The organism is Kitasatospora sp. NPDC001539, assembly GCF_040298565.1.
GTDB lineage: Bacteria > Actinomycetota > Actinomycetes > Streptomycetales > Streptomycetaceae > Kitasatospora.
This window is the reverse complement of record NZ_JBEPAK010000163.1, coordinates 1-15,937: the sequence shown is the minus strand read 5'-3', so window position 1 is coordinate 15,937 and position 15,937 is coordinate 1. Positions and strand designations below refer to the sequence as shown.

Here is a 15,937-nt window from a genome sequence, read left to right as displayed (position 1 = left end):
GGGGGGGGGGGGGGGCGGTGCGCCCCCACCCCACCCCTCACCGGGCCGCCGCGACCGGGCACAGGCCCCGCGCGGGCGAGGCCCGGACACGACGCCGGTGCGACGCGCCCTCAGCACGCGTGCAGCCGTCGCCCCCGTGTACGACCCGGCCCGAACGATGCGGAGCCGCAGGTCGAACCACATGCCGACCTGCCCGCACCCGCACTTCTGTGATGCGCTTCAGCCCTCCGCCCGGCCGCGGAAGGTCCGACGGTACTCCCGGGGCGCCACCCCCACCCGCGCCGTGAAGACCGGCCGCAGCGACACCGCCGAGGTGAAGCCGCACTGCACCGCCACCGCGTCGACCGGCAGGTCGGTCTCCTCCAGCAGGCGTTGGGCCGTGAGGATCCGCTGGTCCAGCAGCCAGCGCAGCGGGGTGGTGCCGGTGGTGGCGCCGAAGTGGCGGGCGAAGGAACGCTCGGACATCAGGGCAGCGTCCGCCATCCGGCGGACGGTCCACGGGGTGTCGAGCGAGGCCAGCACCTGCGCGCGCAGCCGGGCGAGCGGATCGTCCTCGGCGGGCGCGGACACCGGCGTCGGGATGAACTGCGCCTGGCCGCCGGTCCGGAACGGGGCGGTGACCATCGCCCGGGCGATGGCGGCGGCGGCCCGCTGCCCGTGGGCGCTGCGGACGAGGTGCAGGCACAGGTCGATCCCCGCCGCGACCCCGGCCGACGTCCACAGGCCCTCGCCACCGGTGAACAGCACCTCGGGCCGGACGGTCACCGCGGGGAAGCGGCGGGCCAGTTCGGAGGCGAGCGCCCAGTGGGTGGTCGCCTCCCGGCCGTCGAGCAGTCCGGCCTCGGCGAGGACGAAGGCCCCCGCGCAGAGCGAGGCGATCGGCACGCCGCGACCACGCACCTCCCGCAGAGCGGCGAGGACCTCCGGGGCACGCTCCGCACCCGGGTCCTCCACGCCGGGCACCACCACCAGATCGCAGTCGGCCAGCACGGCCAGGCCCTCGTCCGGCACCCGCTCCAGCCCGCCGCCCAGCCGCACCCGGGCCCCGGCGGGCCCGCAGACCCGCAGATCGAAGTCGGGCGGACCCGGCCGGGAGGCCCGGTTCGCCCAGACCTCGCCGACCACCGCGTAGTCGAAGGCCCGTACGCCGTCGAAGATCAGACACCCCACCGTTCGCATGGCTGAAGCATGGCGGATGCCGGCCGGACGCACCGGGGGGCGAGTGGCGGACGCCGGCCGCACGCACGGGGGTGGGCGGACGGCGGACGCGCGGGCGGCGGTGGGCGGCGGGTGGGCGGCGGTGGCAGAAACCTATCGATGGGTGGCATTCCCGCCCCTCACACCCTCCCGGCCCCGCGCACCACCATGGACGGCATGACGAACACCGACGCCTTCGACGCCCCGCTCACCCTCGACAGCGACGCCGTCCTCCTCCTCATCGACGTCCAGCAGGGCTTCGAGGACCAGGACTTCTGGGGCCCCCGCGACAACCCCGACGCCGAGCAGCGGATCGCCGAGCTGATCACCGCCTGGCAGGCCACCGGCCGCCCGATCGTCACCGTCCAGCACGCCTCCCGGGTGGGGCCGCTGGTCGAGGGCACGCCCGGCTACCGGCTCAAGGACCTCGCCGCCGCCCTCACTCCCGACCTGCACGTCACCAAGACGGTGAACAGCGCCTTCTACGGCACACCCGACCTGCACGCCTGGCTCCAGGAGCGCGGCGCCCGGCAGCTGGTGGTCACCGGGATCATGACCAACGTCTGCAACGAGACCACGACCCGGATGGCAGGGAACCTCGGCTACGACGCGATCTTCCCGACCGACGCCATGCACACCTTCGACATGACCGGCCCCGACGGCGTCACCGTCCCCGCCGCCGAGCTCGCCCGGGCCACCGCGACGACCCTGCACGCCATGCGCTTCGCCAAGGTGGTCACCACGGAGACCGTCCTGCGGGCCGCCAAGGCCTGACCGGCCACCGCCCCCGGCCGCACGCCGTCACGGGCGGAACAGCGGCGCGTAGGCGCTGCCGTCAGCCGCGTCCAGCAGCACGTACCGCTCCCCGAGGCCGGACGCGACCTCCCGCAGGCGTCCCAACGCCTCGGCCATCGTCATGACTTCGGGACTCAGCGCAGTCGCTGCCGCATCCCGGTGACCGAACAGGCCTGGCTCGTCCTCCAGGTACTGCTCGGCCGCCTCGGCGCCCGCGCCGAACGTGACCACCGCCTCCAGGGCCTCCCCGGAGGCCGGCACGACCTCCTCCCCGTGCGGGTAGGCGTCGAGCGAGAAGTCCCCCGGCCGGAGCAGGTAGTCGACCGCGTGGGGGTGGGGCGAACACATGCGCGAGGAACGACACGGCGGTCACCGACGACCGGACGCCGAGTCCGGGCCGGTGATCGATCCGCCGATGGGCCCGGCCGGCCAGGACGGCCGACCGGGCCCCCTGCCGGGCCGTCCCGCCGACCGGGGCGGCCGGTCGAGACGCTGATCGGTCCGCCGCCGATCGGTCCCGCCGGGTCGGACCGCCGTTGCCCACGGCCGATCGAGCCGCCGGGTCAGGCCGCCAGCCGTTCGGCCAGGAACTCCTCCCAGGTGCGCCGCCCGTGCTCGGCGCCGGCCAGGGCGAGGTTCGCGCCCGACCGGTAGGCGCGGCCGACCTTTCCGGGCACCCGGACCGGCAGCATCCTGCGGCTGCGCCCGAGAGCCGCCAGGTAGCGGCGGGTCAGCTCGTCCATCCCGTACACCGCCGGCCCGGCCAGGTCCGGCACCGGGCCGGCGGGCTCGCCGAGCGCCAACTCGACCAGCCGGGCGGCGACCTCGCGCACGTCCACCGGCTGCCAGCGGACCCCGCCCGGGGCCGGGACCAGCGGCAGCTTCGCCATCTTCTCCACCACGGTGAACGCCAGGTCGTGGAACTGCGCGGCCCGCAGGACGGTGTACGGCAGACCCGAGCCGGCCACCGCCTCCTCGGCGGCGAGCTTCGCCCGGAAGTAGCCGAGCGGCACCTTGTCCGCACCGATCACCGAGATGTGGACCAGGTGCCGCACCCCGGCCCGCCGTGCGGCCGCGACCAGCCGGCGGGTCGCCTCGTCGTCGCCCTTGGGCCCGCCGGCGAGGTGCAGCACCGTGTGGACGCCCGCCAGCGCCTCGTCGAGCCGGGCGTCCGCCTCGGCGGCGTCACCGAGCAGGTCACCGCGCACGTACGCCACACCGTCCTCCGCCGGGCGCTCCTGCCGGCTCAGCACCCGCACCGGCCGGCCGGCCGCCCGCAGCAGCGGTACGACCTGCCGGCCGAGGGTGCCGGTGCCTCCGGTGACCAGGACCAGGTTGTTCGTCACGATCGTCTCCGTCCGTCCCGGGCCGGGAGTTGATCTCCCCGCCGCAGCCGTTGTTGGGTGGCTCCTGCCGCCCTGACCCGAGGCGACGAAGGAATGTGACACGGTGGAAAAGAAAACCTCCCGGACGGCGGCGTTCGAGGAGCACCGACCGCACCTGCGGGCGGTCGCGTACCGGATGCTCGGCTCGCTCAGCGAGTCCGAGGACGCGCTCCAGGAGGCCTGGCTGCGGTACGACCGCTCCGACACCTCGGGGGTGGAGAACCTCGGCGGCTGGCTGACCACGGTGGTCTCCCGGGTCTGCCTGAACCTGCTGCGCGACCGCGCCCGGCGCCGCGAGGAGCCGCTGCAACCGGCCGGGCCGGACGGGGAGACCGGCCCCGAGCGCATCCCGGACCCGCTGCTGGGCCGCGAGGGCGTGGTCGACCCGGAGCAGGAGGTGGTGCTCGCGGACTCCGTCGGCCTGGCGCTGATGGTGGTGATGGAGTCGCTGTCGCCCGCCGAACGGGTCGCCTTCGTGCTGCACGACCTCTTCGCGGTGCCGTTCGAGGAGATCGCCCCGCTGATCGAGAGGACCGCGGCCGCCACCCGCCAGCTCGCCAGCCGGGCCCGCCGCAAGGTGCAGGGACAGGCGCCCGCCCCCGACCCCGACCTCGGCCGCCAGCGGGCCGCCGTGGACGCCTTCTTCGCCGCCGCCCGCGACGGGGACCTGGGGGCCCTCGTCGCGGTGCTCGACCCGGACGTGGTGCTGCGTTCGGACGGCGGAGCCGCGCTGGCCCGGCACACCGTGGTGCTCGCCGGCGCCGCGACGGTCGCCGGGCAGGCCGCCCTGTGGGGCAGCCTGTCGCCGTTCGCCCGCCCCGCGCTGGTCAACGGCACCGCGGGCGCCGTGGTCATCGGCGACAACGGCCGCGCGCTGTCGGTCATGGCGTTCACCGTCGTGGCCGGCAGGATCGCCGCGATCGACGTGATCGCCGATCCCGAGCGGCTGGCCGCCTTCGACCTCTCGGCCTTCCGCGACTAGGAACTCCCGCGTCCGTTCCCGGATGACGCGGCCGGCGACGGCGACGAGGAAGCGGAGTCGATCCGCGCGACGAAGGCCCCCTCCCGTGCTTCTTGGGTTCTAGGGGCCTTCGCGCCACCTCTTGTCGTCGCCCTTCCTACCGCTCCGGAGCGCGCACGGTGTCGTTCATCGGCTCTCCAGGTCCCACCCGGCCACGTGGTCGGCCAGCACCGACGCCGCGTCAGGGGTGGTCGCCCGCAGTGCGACCATCGCCGCCGCGATCACGTCGCACAGTTCGGCCTGGAGATCCGCCATGGTGTGGCTCACCCCCTTGCGCGGGTTCGCGCCGAGGACACCGAGCAGCGCCTGCGCCGCCTCGCCCGCCTCCTCCTGGACCTTCAGCACCTGGAGCGCGAGGAAGTCCGTCCGCTGCCCGGCCGTCGCCTCCTTCAGCGTCCGATGGAGGCGGTCGATCTGCGCCCAGACGCGGGGCTTGCCGACCAGCAGGTGCCCTCGGAGCTGCCGGACGTACTCCACCAGCGTCGACGGGATCCTCTCGGGCAGGGCGTCCATCGGCCAGAAGCGCAGATCCTGTCCTTCCCCGCACACCAGCTCGCTCTCGTCGCCGTCCCACACCATGTGGAACCAGCGGCTCCGCGCGAACTGCGCATCGTCCGCGAGCGGGACCAGGTCGAGGGGGAGGAGCGCGACCGCCTTGAGACCGGTCTCCTCCTCCAGCTCGCGCGCCGCCGTCTCGTACGGCGTCTCGCCGTCCTCCCTGCCGCCTCCGGGCTGCATCCAGTACCCGGGCCAGCAGATCCCCTCGGTGTCGTCGCGCAGCTGGAGCAGGATCTCGCCGCGGCTGTTGGTCACCATGATTTCGGCGCTCTGGAAGTCGCTGGTCATCGAACCAGTGTGGCGCTTCCGGGAGTTGATCGGCAGGGTTTCCACCCGGACGAGCGACGGCCCCTCGAGTCCGTTCGACGGCACCGGCTCCGACTCCCGCCGCCGGTTCGGGCAACCGAGGGTGTCGCGCCGTCAGCCGTCTCGTCTAGGGTCACCCGCATGGCCGAGCCCGCCTTCCTGACCGCCGTCCGCGAGTCGTACGACACGGTCGCCGCCGACTACGTCGAACGCGTCCCGGCTCCCGCCCGGATGGACCCGCTGTCCCGCGCGATGCTGGCGGCCTTCGCCGAACTGGTGCGGACGGCCGGTCTCGGGCCGGTCGCCGACCTGGGGTGCGGCCCGGGACGCGTGACGGCGCACCTGGCCGGGCTGGGCGTGCCCGCCTTCGGCGTCGACCTGTCGCCGGCGATGGTCGCGCTGGCCCGGCAGGCCCACCCCGAACTGCGGTTCGCCGAGGGCTCGATGACCGCGCTGGAGACGGACGACGACGAGCTCGGCGGCATCCTCGCCTGGTACTCCACCCATCACACGCCCCCGCAGTGGCTGCCCGCGGTGTTCGCCGAGTTCCACCGCACGCTCGCGCCCGGCGGCCACCTGCTCTGGGGGGACTACGTCGGCGACGAACGGCTGCAGCCGACGCAGGGCTACGGCCGGCCGGTGTCGTACGAGTCGTACCTGCTGCCCCTGGAGCGCGTGGCCGACCTGCTGGAGCAGGCCGGACTCGACGTCACCGCGCGGCTGCAGCAGGCGCCCGGCGGACTGGCGAACAGGCCGCACGCCTGCCTGCTGGCCCGCAAGCCCGAACAGCCCCTGAGCCCCTGAGCCCCTGAGCCGCTGGGGCTCAGCGCCCGACCGCGCCGTCCAGCTGCTCGCGGATGATGTCCGCGTGCCCGGCGTGCCGACCGGTCTCCTCGATCATGTGCACCAGCACCCAGCGCAGCGACGGCCCCTCGGTGGCGTCCGGGCGCAGCGACCGCACACCCGGGCGGTCCAGGTCGGGGGCGGCCGCGGCCACCGCGTTGGAACGCGCGATCGCGTCCCGGTAGGCGTCGACGGCCTCGGCCGTGCCGAGGCTCTCCAGGGGGAGGTCGTCCGACTCCGACGGCGCCTCCCCCAGCCCGGCGTAGGCCCACTCGAACCAGTTGCGTTCGACGACGGTCAGGTGTCGCACCAGCCACAGCAGGCTGGTGCCGGAGGCGACGCCGGGGCGCCGGGCGTCCTCGTCGGAGACGCCGGCCACCTTGCCGATCACGGCCTCGCGCAGGTAGTCGAGGAAGGCCAGCAGGGTGGTCCGCTCGTCGGCGTTGACCGACGGCGGCCGGACGTCGGAGAGCTTGCTCGGTGCGGTGTTCGGTGCGGTGTTCGGTGCAGCAGTGTTCTGAGTCACCGTGCCACTCTAGGGCCCGGGCCGGACCCGACCGACCGTCACCAGCCCTGGGCGTTCACCCAGTCCGCGAGATGCCGGGCGCAGCCGTCCACCGACTCCCGCCAGGTCTGCGCCGCACCCTCCCCGGCCTCGTCGCTGACGTACTTCACCAGCCGGACCGGCACCCCGGCCCGGTGGGCGGCGGTGGCGACGGCGTAGCCCTCCATGTCGACCAGGTCGGCGTGCTCGGCCAGCCGCTCGCGGGCCGCCGGGGAGTCGACGAACAGGTCGCCGGTGGCCAGGACCGGCCCGTCACCCTTGCCGACGATCAGCGGGGCGCCGTAGACGTGGCCGGTCAGGGACTCCAGGACCTCGGTGTCGAGGTCGTGCTGGATCACCTGGACCACGTGGTGGATGCCCTCCCAGCCGGGGCGCAGCGCGCCGGCCGTCCCGAGGTTGATCACCTCGGAGGGCTTCTCGCCCTGGGCGAGCGCGGTGGCCAGGGCCACGGCGGCGTTGACCTTCCCCATCCCGGTGAGCAGCACCGGCAGTCGCTCGTCGAGGTGGGCGGCCTCCTCGCGGACGGCGACGACGAGCAGCGGGCGGTCGGGCGAGATCGTTCCAAGCAGTCGCATGCGGCCATGGTACGGAGCGGGCGGCCCCGGAACCCGGGAACCGGCATCCGGGAACGCGCGGCGCGGAACAGCGCGGGACGAAACCGCGCGAAGCGAACTCCGCGAAGCGAACTCCGCGGGTCGAACTCCGCGGGTCGAACTCCGCGCGGCGCAACGCCCGGGGCGGACCCCGGGCGGAACCGCGTGGGCCACCGCCCGCGTCGCACGGATCGCCACCTCCCGTGCGTGCCGCACAAGACGTACCGAGCCGTACGGAGCCGCGGCGAGCCGGACCGAGCCGGACCGAGCCGGACAAGTCGTACCCAGCCGTACGGGGTCGTGCGGAAACCGTGCACGACATGCTCAAGATCAGCGCAAGTCAGGTGTGGCCGGAGGGAGTCACGGCCATACTGCTGCCATCGGTCGGGCCCCGGGTGTCGGGTCCGCCCCCAGGGGAGGATGAGGCGGGTGGCAACACCAGTAGGCAACGGCGCACCGGGCGCCGCGTTCCCGGCGCAGCCGGGTACGCCGCCGGGCGTGCCGGGGACGCCGCCGGGCGCAGCCCCGGGGTCGGTCCTGACGGTGGCGGCCGGAGCGGCCGGCGGCGTACCGGGTGCCCCGGCGCCGTCGCCCGGGGCGGCACCGCCCGCGAAGCGGCCCCGGGCGGGAGCCCCCGGACGCGGCGTGCGGGCCCGGCTGGCCCGGGCCACCCGTACCGCCCCGGGCCGGCTGCGGCTGGCCGGCGCCCTGCTCGCCGTGCTCACCGTGGCCTTCGGCGGGCTGACCGCCTGGCAGTTGGAGACCAGGGCCTCGGCCGCCGACCGGGTCGTCTCCTACAGCCAGCCGCTGAGCCGGGACGCGGCGGAGATCCACCGCTCGCTGGCGGACGCCGCCACCACCGCCGCGACCGGCTTCCTGCTGGCCGGCACCGAACCCAAGGACGTCCGGGACCGCTACGAGCAGGACCTCGCCCAGGCCGCCAAGTTGATCGCCCAGGCCGCCGCCCGCACCACCTCGACCTCGCCGGCCCAGGACTCACTCTCCCGGCTGAACCAGCAACTTCCGGTGTACGCCGGTCTGGTGGAAACCGCGCGGGCCGACAACCGGCAGGGCATCCCGCTCGGCGGCGCCTACCTGCGGTACGCCTCCGAGCAGATGCAGGGCGTCCTGCTGCCGGCCGCCGCCGAGCTGAAGGGCGTCGAGGACAAGGAGCTGGCGGCCGACTACGCCCAGGCCAAGGCGGTGCCGTCGGGGGCGTACGGCCTGGCGGTGCTCACCCTGGCCGCGCTGGGCTGGGTGCAGCTGACGCTGTTCCGCCGCACCAACCGGGTGTTCAACATCGGCCTGCTGGGCGCCACCGCCGCCGTCCTCGCGGGCACGCTCTGGCTCACCGTCACCGGGTTGACCACCAGTTCGGCGCTGGAGCGGAGCGACCATGACGGCGCCGGCCCGCTGCGGGCGCTCGACAACGCCCGGGTGGACGTGCTGACCGCCCGGCTGGCGGAGAACCTGCACCTGGTCGCGCGCGGCTCCACCACCACGTACGCCGACCAGTGGACGAGCGCCACCAAGCACCTGGCGGGCGACGCCGGCGGGGACGTCCCGCTGGAGCGGCGCGACGGCTCGCTCCCCGAGGCCGTCCGGCTCGCTCCGGCGGCCGCCGCCCAGCCCGTCCGCGAGGCCGCGCAGCAGTACGACGTGTGGCGCCGACAGCACGACGTGGCGCGGTCGTTGGAGGTCGACGACGCCGACTACCAGGCCGCGCTGAACGCCACCGTGTCGACCACCGACACCACCGGCACGGCCGACGCCGCCTTCAACGCCACCGACAGGGCCCTCGGCCGGGCCGCCGACGCCGAGCAGGCGCAGTTCACCGACGCCGCCGAGGGCACCGCCGCGGACCTGCGCCTGGCGGCCGGCGCGGCCGCGGTGCTCGCCCTGGTGGCCGCGACCGCGGCGCTGCGCGGCCTCGGCCGGCGACTGGCCGAGTACCGGTAGAGGGGGAACGGACACCATGCGCACCAGAACCGTACGGACCAGGAGCGCCGCCGTGCTGGCGGCGCTCGCCGCCTGCGCGACCGTGCTCGGCGGGGGCGCCTCCTCCGGCGCCGCACCGGCCACCGCGAACGGCGCGAACGCCGCGGCCACCACGGCCGCCGCACCGCAGGCCGTCCAGCAGCCCCAACAGGGCCAACAGGGCCAACAGGGCCAGCAGTCGCAGGACGACGCGTGCGACGTCTACAAGAGCGTGCCGCCGAGCACCGAGGACGGCCGGGCGGTGAAGGCCATCAAGGCCAAGCACAGCCTGGTGATCGGCGTGGACCAGAACAGCTACCGCTGGGGCTCCCGCAACCCGAACACCGGTCAGATCGAGGGCTTCGACGTCGATCTGGCCCGGGCGATCGGCACCGCCATCATGGGCAACCAGGGCCAGGTGGTGCTCAAGCCGGTGGCCACCGCCGACCGGGTCGACGCGGTGAAGAACGGCCGGGTCGACCTGATCGTCCGCACCATGACGGTCACCTGCGACCGGATGAAGGACGTCGCCTTCTCCACGCCGTACTTCAGCATCTCCCAGCGCGTGCTGGTCCCCAAGGCCAGCCCCGCGACCAACCTCGACGACGCGATCAAGGGCCACCGGGCGTGCGCCGCCAAGGGCTCCACCGCCGCGAGCGTGCTGGACGCCAAGAAGACCGCCAAGCAGGTCGTCACGGTCGAGAACCAGCTGGACTGCCTGGTCCTGATGCAGCTCGGCAAGGTCGACGCCACCATGACCGACGACGGCCTGGCGGCCGGTCAGGCGGCGCAGGACCAGACCGTGCGGATCGTGGACGGCGACACCCAGCCGGCGGTGATCGGCATCGCCATGCTCAAGACCAGCCCCGACCTGACCGCCCGGGTCAACCAGGTGCTGGCCGACTACCACGCCGGCGGAGAATGGGGGCGCTCGTACGACCGTTGGCTCAAGCCGTACATGCAGAACGACGCCGAGCACTACTGGCCCGTCCCGCACTGAGCACCTCGCGCGGCGGCGCCCCGCTCGCACCGCTCGCGCTGCGGCGCGCCAAGCGGGCGGCGGAGCGCCGGACGGCGGGCGCACCGGGCGGAGGAAGTCGACGCGGCCTTGACGCCGTCCTGACGCCCCGCGCCCGTACCGCCCGGAGGGCCACCGGCTAGGGTTCGGGACGATCACCACGGGGAGACCGGTGGTGGACGGGGGCTGTCGTGGGATCGCGCGTCACGGACGCCGGGATCGCACGCGAGGGAAGAAGGAAGGACACCGTGGTGGCGGCATCGGCTGGCCCGGTACTGAACCGGGAGGAGGTGGACCGCGCGCTGGCGCGCCTCGGCGCGGAGCGGGACGCGGTCGAATCGGCACTGCTCGCCCTGCAGGACCACCCGGGGCTGCGGCTGCTGGACGGCGCCGAGCTGTCCGGCCGCACCCTGGAGCGCTGGTCCGTCGCCGGCAAGGGCCTGCCGCTGCTCTGGGCACTGTTCGACCGCTACTCGGAGGCGCTGGCCTCGGCACGCGCCGTACGGGCCCGCAAGGCCAAGCCCGGTGCGCCCGAACTCGCCGAGCTGAGCGAACTGCTGACCGGCGACGCGGTCACCGTCCCGGGCGGCGCGCTGCCGGACGGACCGCACCTGCTCGGTGCGCCCGCCAAGCTGGTCGAGCGGATCAGCCTGGACGCGTTGATGGCCCGGATGAACTCCTGGTACGCGGCCGTGCTGGAGGTGGTCAGCGCCGCCGACGCGGTCTGGTCCGCCCTGCCCGCCCGGATCGACCTGCTGCTGGCCGAACTCCACCGGGTGCGCACCCTGGCCGCCTCGCTCGGCGTGCGGACCGGCGGCCACCCGCTGGGCGACGACCTCGCCGGGCTGGAACGGGACCTCACCGAACTGCGCGCCGAGGTCCGCGAGGACCCGCTCGCGCTGTGGCGCCCGGCCCGGGTGCCCGCCCAGCGCGGCACGGTGCCCGAGGGCACGGCCTTCGCCACCCCCGCCGGGGTGGTGGACACCGAGCGCTTCGACCGGGCCGGACGGGCGCTGGACGGCGTCCGGCTGGAGCTGGAGGACCTGCTGCGGCTGCGCGACGACGCCGAGGAGCGCCTCCAGGGCGTCGGCGACCTGCTCCAGCGGGCCGACGCCACCCTGGCCGAGGCCCGCCGGGCCCGCGGCGAGGTGCTGGCGAAGATAGCGGCCAGCGACGTCCCGGCGGTGCCCGGCCCGGCCTCGGCGCTGCGCGAACGGATCGTCACCGCCCTGGAACTGCGCCAGGGCGGGCAGTGGGGCCGGCTGGCGCCGCTGCTGGACGCACTGGAGGACGCCGCCGCCAAGGAGCTGGCCCGGGCCCGGCAGTCCCTCACCGAGGTGACCCAGCCGCTGGCCGTCCGGGCGGAGCTGCGCGGCCGGCTGGACGCCTACAAGGCGATGGCCTCCCGGATGCGGGTCGCCGAGGACCCGGAAGTGGTCGAGCGGTACGAGAAGGCGCGCTGGCTGCTCTGGAGCGCGCCCTGCGACCTGCGGGCGGCGGCGCTCGCGGTGGCCCGCTTCCAGCAGTCGCTGCGCCCGGCCCGGGCCGAGCAGCAGGACGCACCGGACGGGGTGCCGGACGGGATGGCGGCGGGGACACCGGCGGGGACGGCCGGGACACCGACCGGAACGCCCACCGGGGCAGCGGACGAGGCGGTCGGCCGGACGCCGGCCGACGGACAGGTACAGGGGGGCTGAGGTTGATGGGCGAGGTGTGCGTACGGCCGGAGTGCTCCGGCAGCGGCAGGATCGACCCGGACGGCTACTGCGACGAGTGCGGCCTGGCCCCGGCGGGCCCGGGCGGAACCGCGACCGGCGCCGGCACCGCCGCGCCGCCGGCGGCACCCGCCGCCGGCCCCGGCTCCCCGTGCCCGCGCGACTGCCCGGGCACCGTCGACCCGGACGGCTACTGCGACGAGTGCGGCCTGACCCCGCCCGGCGCCGACACCGGTGTCACCCAGCCCTACGTCCCGTCCGCGCGGGTCGCCCCGGACTCCGCCCGCAGCGGCTCCGTCCGCTCGATGTCGGCCCGCACCGGCTCCGCCCGTTCGATGTCCGGCCGCTCCCGCTCGCACCGCTCGACGCGGACCGGCTCCAGCCGCTCCGTCTCGGTGCGCTCCACCCGCGGCAGCGTCAGCGCGGGCACCCGCAACCGGCTGGGCGCCGGGCTGGTGACCGTGCCGACCGTGGCCACGGCCGACCCGTCGCTGGCGGTGCTCGCCGATCCGCAGGTGCCCGAGCGCAAGCGCTACTGCGCCAAGTGCGAGGCCCCGGTGGGCCGGGAGAAGAACGGCCGGCCCGGCCGGCCGGAGGGCTTCTGCACCAAGTGCGGCACGCCGTACTCCTTCACGCCCAAGCTGCGCCGCGGCGACCTGGTCGGCGGGCAGTACGAGGTGGTGGGCTGCCTGGCGCACGGCGGGCTCGGCTGGATCTACCTGGCGGTGGACCGCCGGGTCAACGACAAGTGGGTCGTGCTCAAGGGCCTGTTGAACACCGGCGACGAGGACGCGCTCGCCGCGGCCGTGGCCGAGCGGCGCTTCCTGGCCGAGGTGGACCACCCGAACATCGTCCGGATCATCAACTTCGCCGAGCACCCGGACCTGCGGTCCGGCTCCACCGACGGCTACATCGTCATGGAGTACGTCGGCGGCAAGTCGCTCAAGGACATCGCCAACGACCGCCGCACCCCGGACGGCCGGCGCGAGCCGCTCCCCGTGGAGGTCGCGATCGCGTACGCCCTGGAGGCGCTGCCCGCGCTCGGGTACCTGCACAGCCGGGGCCTGATCTACTGCGACTTCAAGATCGACAACGTGATCCAGAGCGGCGACACGCTCAAGATCATCGACATGGGCGCGGTCTGCCGCCTCGACCACGACGGCCCGATCTACGGCACCATCGGCTACCAGGCCCCCGAGATCGCCACCCACGGGCCGTCGCCCGCCTCCGACCTGTACACCGTGGCCCGCACCCTCGCCGTGCTCACCTTCGACTTCCGGGGCTACAGCACCACCTACCGCGACTCGCTCCCCGGGCCCGAGGACGTCGAGGTCTTCGCCAGGTACGAGTCGTACTACCGCTTCCTGGTCCGCGCCACCGACCCGGACCCGGCCCGCCGCTTCTCCTCCGCCGAGGAGATGGCCGACCAGCTCACCGGCGTGCTGCGCGAGGTCCTGGCCCTCCAGGACGACCGGCCCCGGCCCGCGCTCTCCACCCTGTTCGGCCCCGAACTGCGCGTCGTGGACACCGAGTTGGTGCAGCCCGCCGACCGGCCGGGCCGGCTGGGCGTGACCGCGCTGGACCCGGCGGCCGCCGCCCTCGCCCTGCCCGTCCCCCGGGTCGACCCGGGCGACCCCAACGCCGGATTCCTCGCCACCCTGCTCGCCACCGACCCCGCGGAGGCCCTCGCCGCGCTGGCCGGCGCGCCCGCCGTCTCGGTCGAGAGCCGACTGCGCGACCTGCGCGCCCGGCTCGAACTCGGCCGCCACCGCGAGGCGGTCGCCGCGCTCGCCGAACTGGAGGCGGACCACCCCGACGACTGGCGGGTCGTCTGGTACCGCGGCCTGACCGCCCTGGTCGGCGCCGCCGAGGCCGCCGCGGTGGGCGCGGACGGCGAAGCGGACCTACGGGCCGCCGCCGAGGCCTTCGACGCCGTCTACGACGCCTTCCCCGGCGAGGCCGCGCCCAAGCTGGCCCTGGCCGTCTGCGCCGAACTGCTCGGCGACCGCGGCGACGCCGCCGAGTTCTACCGGCTGGTGTGGGCCACCGACCGGGCCTACCTCGGCGCCGGCTTCGGCCTCGCCCGGGTCCGCCTCGCCGAGGGCGACCGGCCCGGCGCGGTGCAGGTGCTGGAGTCCGTCCCGGCCACCTCCAGCCAGTACACCGCCGCCCGGATCGCCGCCGTCCGCGCCCGGCTGCGCGAGCGCGCCGCCACCGACCCGCTCGCCGCCGACCTCCGCGCGAGCTCCGACCAGCTGACGGCACTTCGGCTCGACGACCGCCGCCGTGAGGAGCTCTCCGTCGAGGTGCTCGGCGCCGCCCTCGGCTGGGTCACCGCGGGGGCGGCCGGCGCCGAGCAGGCCGGCACCCCCGTGGTGCTGGGACGACCCGCCGCGGAGCGGGAACTGCGCTTCGCCTTGGAACAGTCATACCGGGTACTCGCCCGGTTGGCCGACCGGGCCGAGACCAGGATCGAGATGGTGGAACGGGCCAACCGGGCCCGCCCCAGGACGTGGGTGTAGCCGATGCCGCAGCAGACCGAGTGCCCGAGCTGTACCGAGCCGATGGACCCGGAGGACGCCTACTGCGGGCGCTGCGGGGTCGGCCGGGACGGCCGGGCGGCCCCGGGCGCGATGCCCGCCACCTGGGCCGCCGCCCACGGTGAGGCCGTCCCGCCGCAGCGCGGGCCGGTCTGCGCGACCTGCGGTCAGGCACAGGTCGGCGCGGACGGCTACTGCGAGGGCTGCGGCAGCGCCCAGCCGCGGCCGCGCGACCACATGGAGAAGGCCCTCGCGGGCGTCGCCGGCGTCAGCGACCGCGGCGTGCGCCACCACCGCAACGAGGACTGCTTCACCGTCGCCGCCACCTCCCTGCCCGGCGGCGAGCCGGTCGTGGTCGCCGTGGTGTGCGACGGCGTCTCCTCCTCCGACCGCCCCGACGAGGCCTCCGAGACGGCCGTCGACGCCGCCTCGGAGTCCCTGCTCACCTCCCTGGAGGCCGGCCGGGACCCGAACGAGGCGATGCGCGCCGCGATCGCCGACGCCGCCAAGGCCGTCGCCGCCCTCGCCGCCGACGGTGCCGGCCCGGCCCGGCCCGACCTCAACGCACCCGCCTGCACCTACGTCAGCGCCATCGCGGCCGGCGGCCGGGTCACCATCGGCTGGGTCGGCGACACCCGGGCCTACTGGATCCCGGACGACCGCGCCGCCGCCGAGCCCTTCCGGCTCACCCAGGACGACTCCTGGGCGGCCCGGATGGTCGAGGCCGGGCTGATGGCGGAGGCCGAGGCCTACGCCGACCCGCGCGCCCACGCGATCACCGGCTGGCTCGGCGCCGACGCCGAGGAGGTCGTGCCGCACACCCTCGACTTCACCCCGCACGTCCCCGGGGTGCTGCTGATCTGCACCGACGGCCTGTGGAACTACGCCGAGGCGGCCACCGACCTGGCGTACTACGTCCGTCCGGACGCCCGTACCGAACCGCTCGCGGCGGCACAGACCCTGGTGAAGTTCGCGGTCGCGGCCGGCGGGCACGACAACATCACCGTCGCGGTGCTGCCGATCGACCCGCCCGCCGTTCCGGTGGAGGAGTTCGAGGAGACGCCCACCGCGCTGGACCTCCCCGTGATCACGCCGGCCGCCTCCCGGGCAGCCGCGGCGGCCGGGGGCCAGGAGAGCCACCGGAGCCAGGAGAACGACGAGGACCACGAGCCGACGCTGCCGGACCTCCCGGTGATCGGCTCCCCGGCCGCCCCGCTGCCCCCGACCCCTGCCCCTGCGCCTGCCACCCCGCCGGCGCCGGCCGCGCCGCCCGCACCGGCCGCACCCGTCGCACCGGCGACGGCGCCCCCGGCGCCCCCGGCAGCCCCCGCCCTCCCGCCGCAGCCCCCGCACCCCCCCACGGCCAGTACCGGCGGACCAGATCGGTGGGCGCGGCCCCCCGCGACCGATGGCCCCACCCCGGA

At 75.4% G+C, this 15,937-nt stretch carries 14 protein-coding genes; 8 read left to right on the top strand and 6 right to left on the bottom strand.

The genetic code is table 11. The features are described 5' to 3' along the window. Positions 1 to 219: 219 nt before the first annotated feature. Positions 220 to 1,179, bottom strand: a complete 960-nt coding sequence (locus tag ABT247_RS23080) for a GlxA family transcriptional regulator (RefSeq protein ID WP_350745075.1) — start codon at positions 1,177 to 1,179, stop codon at positions 220 to 222. Between the two features lie 195 nt (positions 1,180 to 1,374). On the opposite strand from ABT247_RS23080, the gene ABT247_RS23075 reads away from it, so the two are divergent. Beyond that, positions 1,375 to 1,971, top strand: a complete 597-nt coding sequence (locus ABT247_RS23075; RefSeq protein ID WP_350745072.1) for a cysteine hydrolase family protein — start codon at positions 1,375 to 1,377, stop codon at positions 1,969 to 1,971. A 27-nt stretch (positions 1,972 to 1,998) separates the two neighbouring features. Here the strand turns inward: ABT247_RS23075 and ABT247_RS23070 are convergent, their stop codons facing one another. After that, complete coding sequence (locus ABT247_RS23070) at positions 1,999 to 2,340, bottom strand: hypothetical protein (RefSeq protein ID WP_350745070.1); 342 nt, start codon at positions 2,338 to 2,340, stop codon at positions 1,999 to 2,001. Between the two features lie 215 nt (positions 2,341 to 2,555). Continuing rightward, positions 2,556 to 3,338 (bottom strand): SDR family oxidoreductase, encoded by a 783-nt coding sequence (locus tag ABT247_RS23065; RefSeq protein ID WP_350745068.1) that lies wholly within the window; start codon positions 3,336 to 3,338, stop codon positions 2,556 to 2,558. Between the two features lie 103 nt (positions 3,339 to 3,441). On the opposite strand from ABT247_RS23065, the gene ABT247_RS23060 reads away from it, so the two are divergent. Continuing rightward, a complete protein-coding gene (locus ABT247_RS23060; protein WP_350745066.1) occupies positions 3,442 to 4,359 on the top strand; it encodes a sigma-70 family RNA polymerase sigma factor in 918 nt (305 codons plus the stop codon). Positions 4,360 to 4,524: 165 nt separating this feature from the next. On the opposite strand, the gene ABT247_RS23055 is transcribed toward ABT247_RS23060, so the two are convergent. Continuing rightward, positions 4,525 to 5,244, bottom strand: coding sequence for an NUDIX domain-containing protein (locus tag ABT247_RS23055; RefSeq protein WP_350745064.1), 720 nt, complete (start codon positions 5,242 to 5,244; stop codon positions 4,525 to 4,527). Between the two features lie 159 nt (positions 5,245 to 5,403). Between ABT247_RS23055 and ABT247_RS23050 the strand changes: the two genes are divergently transcribed. Then, positions 5,404 to 6,066: a class I SAM-dependent methyltransferase gene (locus tag ABT247_RS23050; protein WP_350745062.1), complete on the top strand. Its 663-nt coding sequence runs from the start codon at positions 5,404 to 5,406 to the stop codon at positions 6,064 to 6,066. Positions 6,067 to 6,085: 19 nt separating this feature from the next. On the opposite strand, the gene ABT247_RS23045 is transcribed toward ABT247_RS23050, so the two are convergent. Continuing rightward, positions 6,086 to 6,631 (bottom strand): DinB family protein, encoded by a 546-nt coding sequence (locus tag ABT247_RS23045; RefSeq protein ID WP_350745060.1) that lies wholly within the window; start codon positions 6,629 to 6,631, stop codon positions 6,086 to 6,088. A 38-nt stretch (positions 6,632 to 6,669) separates the two neighbouring features. Continuing rightward, on the bottom strand, positions 6,670 to 7,245 hold the full coding sequence (locus ABT247_RS23040; RefSeq protein ID WP_350745058.1) for a nucleosidase: 576 nt from the start codon (positions 7,243 to 7,245) through the stop codon (positions 6,670 to 6,672). 447 nt (positions 7,246 to 7,692) lie between these two features. Between ABT247_RS23040 and ABT247_RS23035 the strand changes: the two genes are divergently transcribed. The 5 genes from ABT247_RS23035 to ABT247_RS23015 all read left to right on the top strand — a co-directional run. Then, positions 7,693 to 9,222: a GlnX family signal transduction membrane protein gene (locus ABT247_RS23035; protein WP_350745056.1), complete on the top strand. Its 1,530-nt coding sequence runs from the start codon at positions 7,693 to 7,695 to the stop codon at positions 9,220 to 9,222. Positions 9,223 to 9,238: 16 nt separating this feature from the next. After that, positions 9,239 to 10,240, top strand: a complete 1,002-nt coding sequence (locus ABT247_RS23030) for a glutamate ABC transporter substrate-binding protein (protein ID WP_350745054.1) — start codon at positions 9,239 to 9,241, stop codon at positions 10,238 to 10,240. A 269-nt stretch (positions 10,241 to 10,509) separates the two neighbouring features. Continuing rightward, complete coding sequence (locus ABT247_RS23025; protein ID WP_350745052.1) at positions 10,510 to 11,955, top strand: hypothetical protein; 1,446 nt, start codon at positions 10,510 to 10,512, stop codon at positions 11,953 to 11,955. Positions 11,956 to 11,960: 5 nt separating this feature from the next. After that, a complete protein-coding gene (locus ABT247_RS23020; protein WP_350745050.1) occupies positions 11,961 to 14,495 on the top strand; it encodes a serine/threonine-protein kinase in 2,535 nt (844 codons plus the stop codon). 3 nt (positions 14,496 to 14,498) lie between these two features. Then, positions 14,499 to 15,937, top strand: a 1,439-nt coding sequence (locus ABT247_RS23015) for a PP2C family protein-serine/threonine phosphatase (RefSeq protein ID WP_350745048.1), incomplete at its 3' end; no start/stop codon positions are given.

Coding starts and splice junctions, on each gene's coding strand:
- ABT247_RS23080 (WP_350745075.1), bottom strand. CDS start 1,179: ATGCGAACGGTGGGGTGTCTGATCTTCGACGGCGTACGGGCCTTCGAC.
- ABT247_RS23075 (WP_350745072.1), top strand. CDS start 1,375: ATGACGAACACCGACGCCTTCGACGCCCCGCTCACCCTCGACAGCGAC.
- ABT247_RS23070 (WP_350745070.1), bottom strand. CDS start 2,340: ATGTGTTCGCCCCACCCCCACGCGGTCGACTACCTGCTCCGGCCGGGG.
- ABT247_RS23055 (WP_350745064.1), bottom strand. CDS start 5,244: ATGACCAGCGACTTCCAGAGCGCCGAAATCATGGTGACCAACAGCCGC.
- ABT247_RS23050 (WP_350745062.1), top strand. CDS start 5,404: ATGGCCGAGCCCGCCTTCCTGACCGCCGTCCGCGAGTCGTACGACACG.
- ABT247_RS23040 (WP_350745058.1), bottom strand. CDS start 7,245: ATGCGACTGCTTGGAACGATCTCGCCCGACCGCCCGCTGCTCGTCGTC.
- ABT247_RS23030 (WP_350745054.1), top strand. CDS start 9,239: ATGCGCACCAGAACCGTACGGACCAGGAGCGCCGCCGTGCTGGCGGCG.
- ABT247_RS23020 (WP_350745050.1), top strand. CDS start 11,961: ATGGGCGAGGTGTGCGTACGGCCGGAGTGCTCCGGCAGCGGCAGGATC.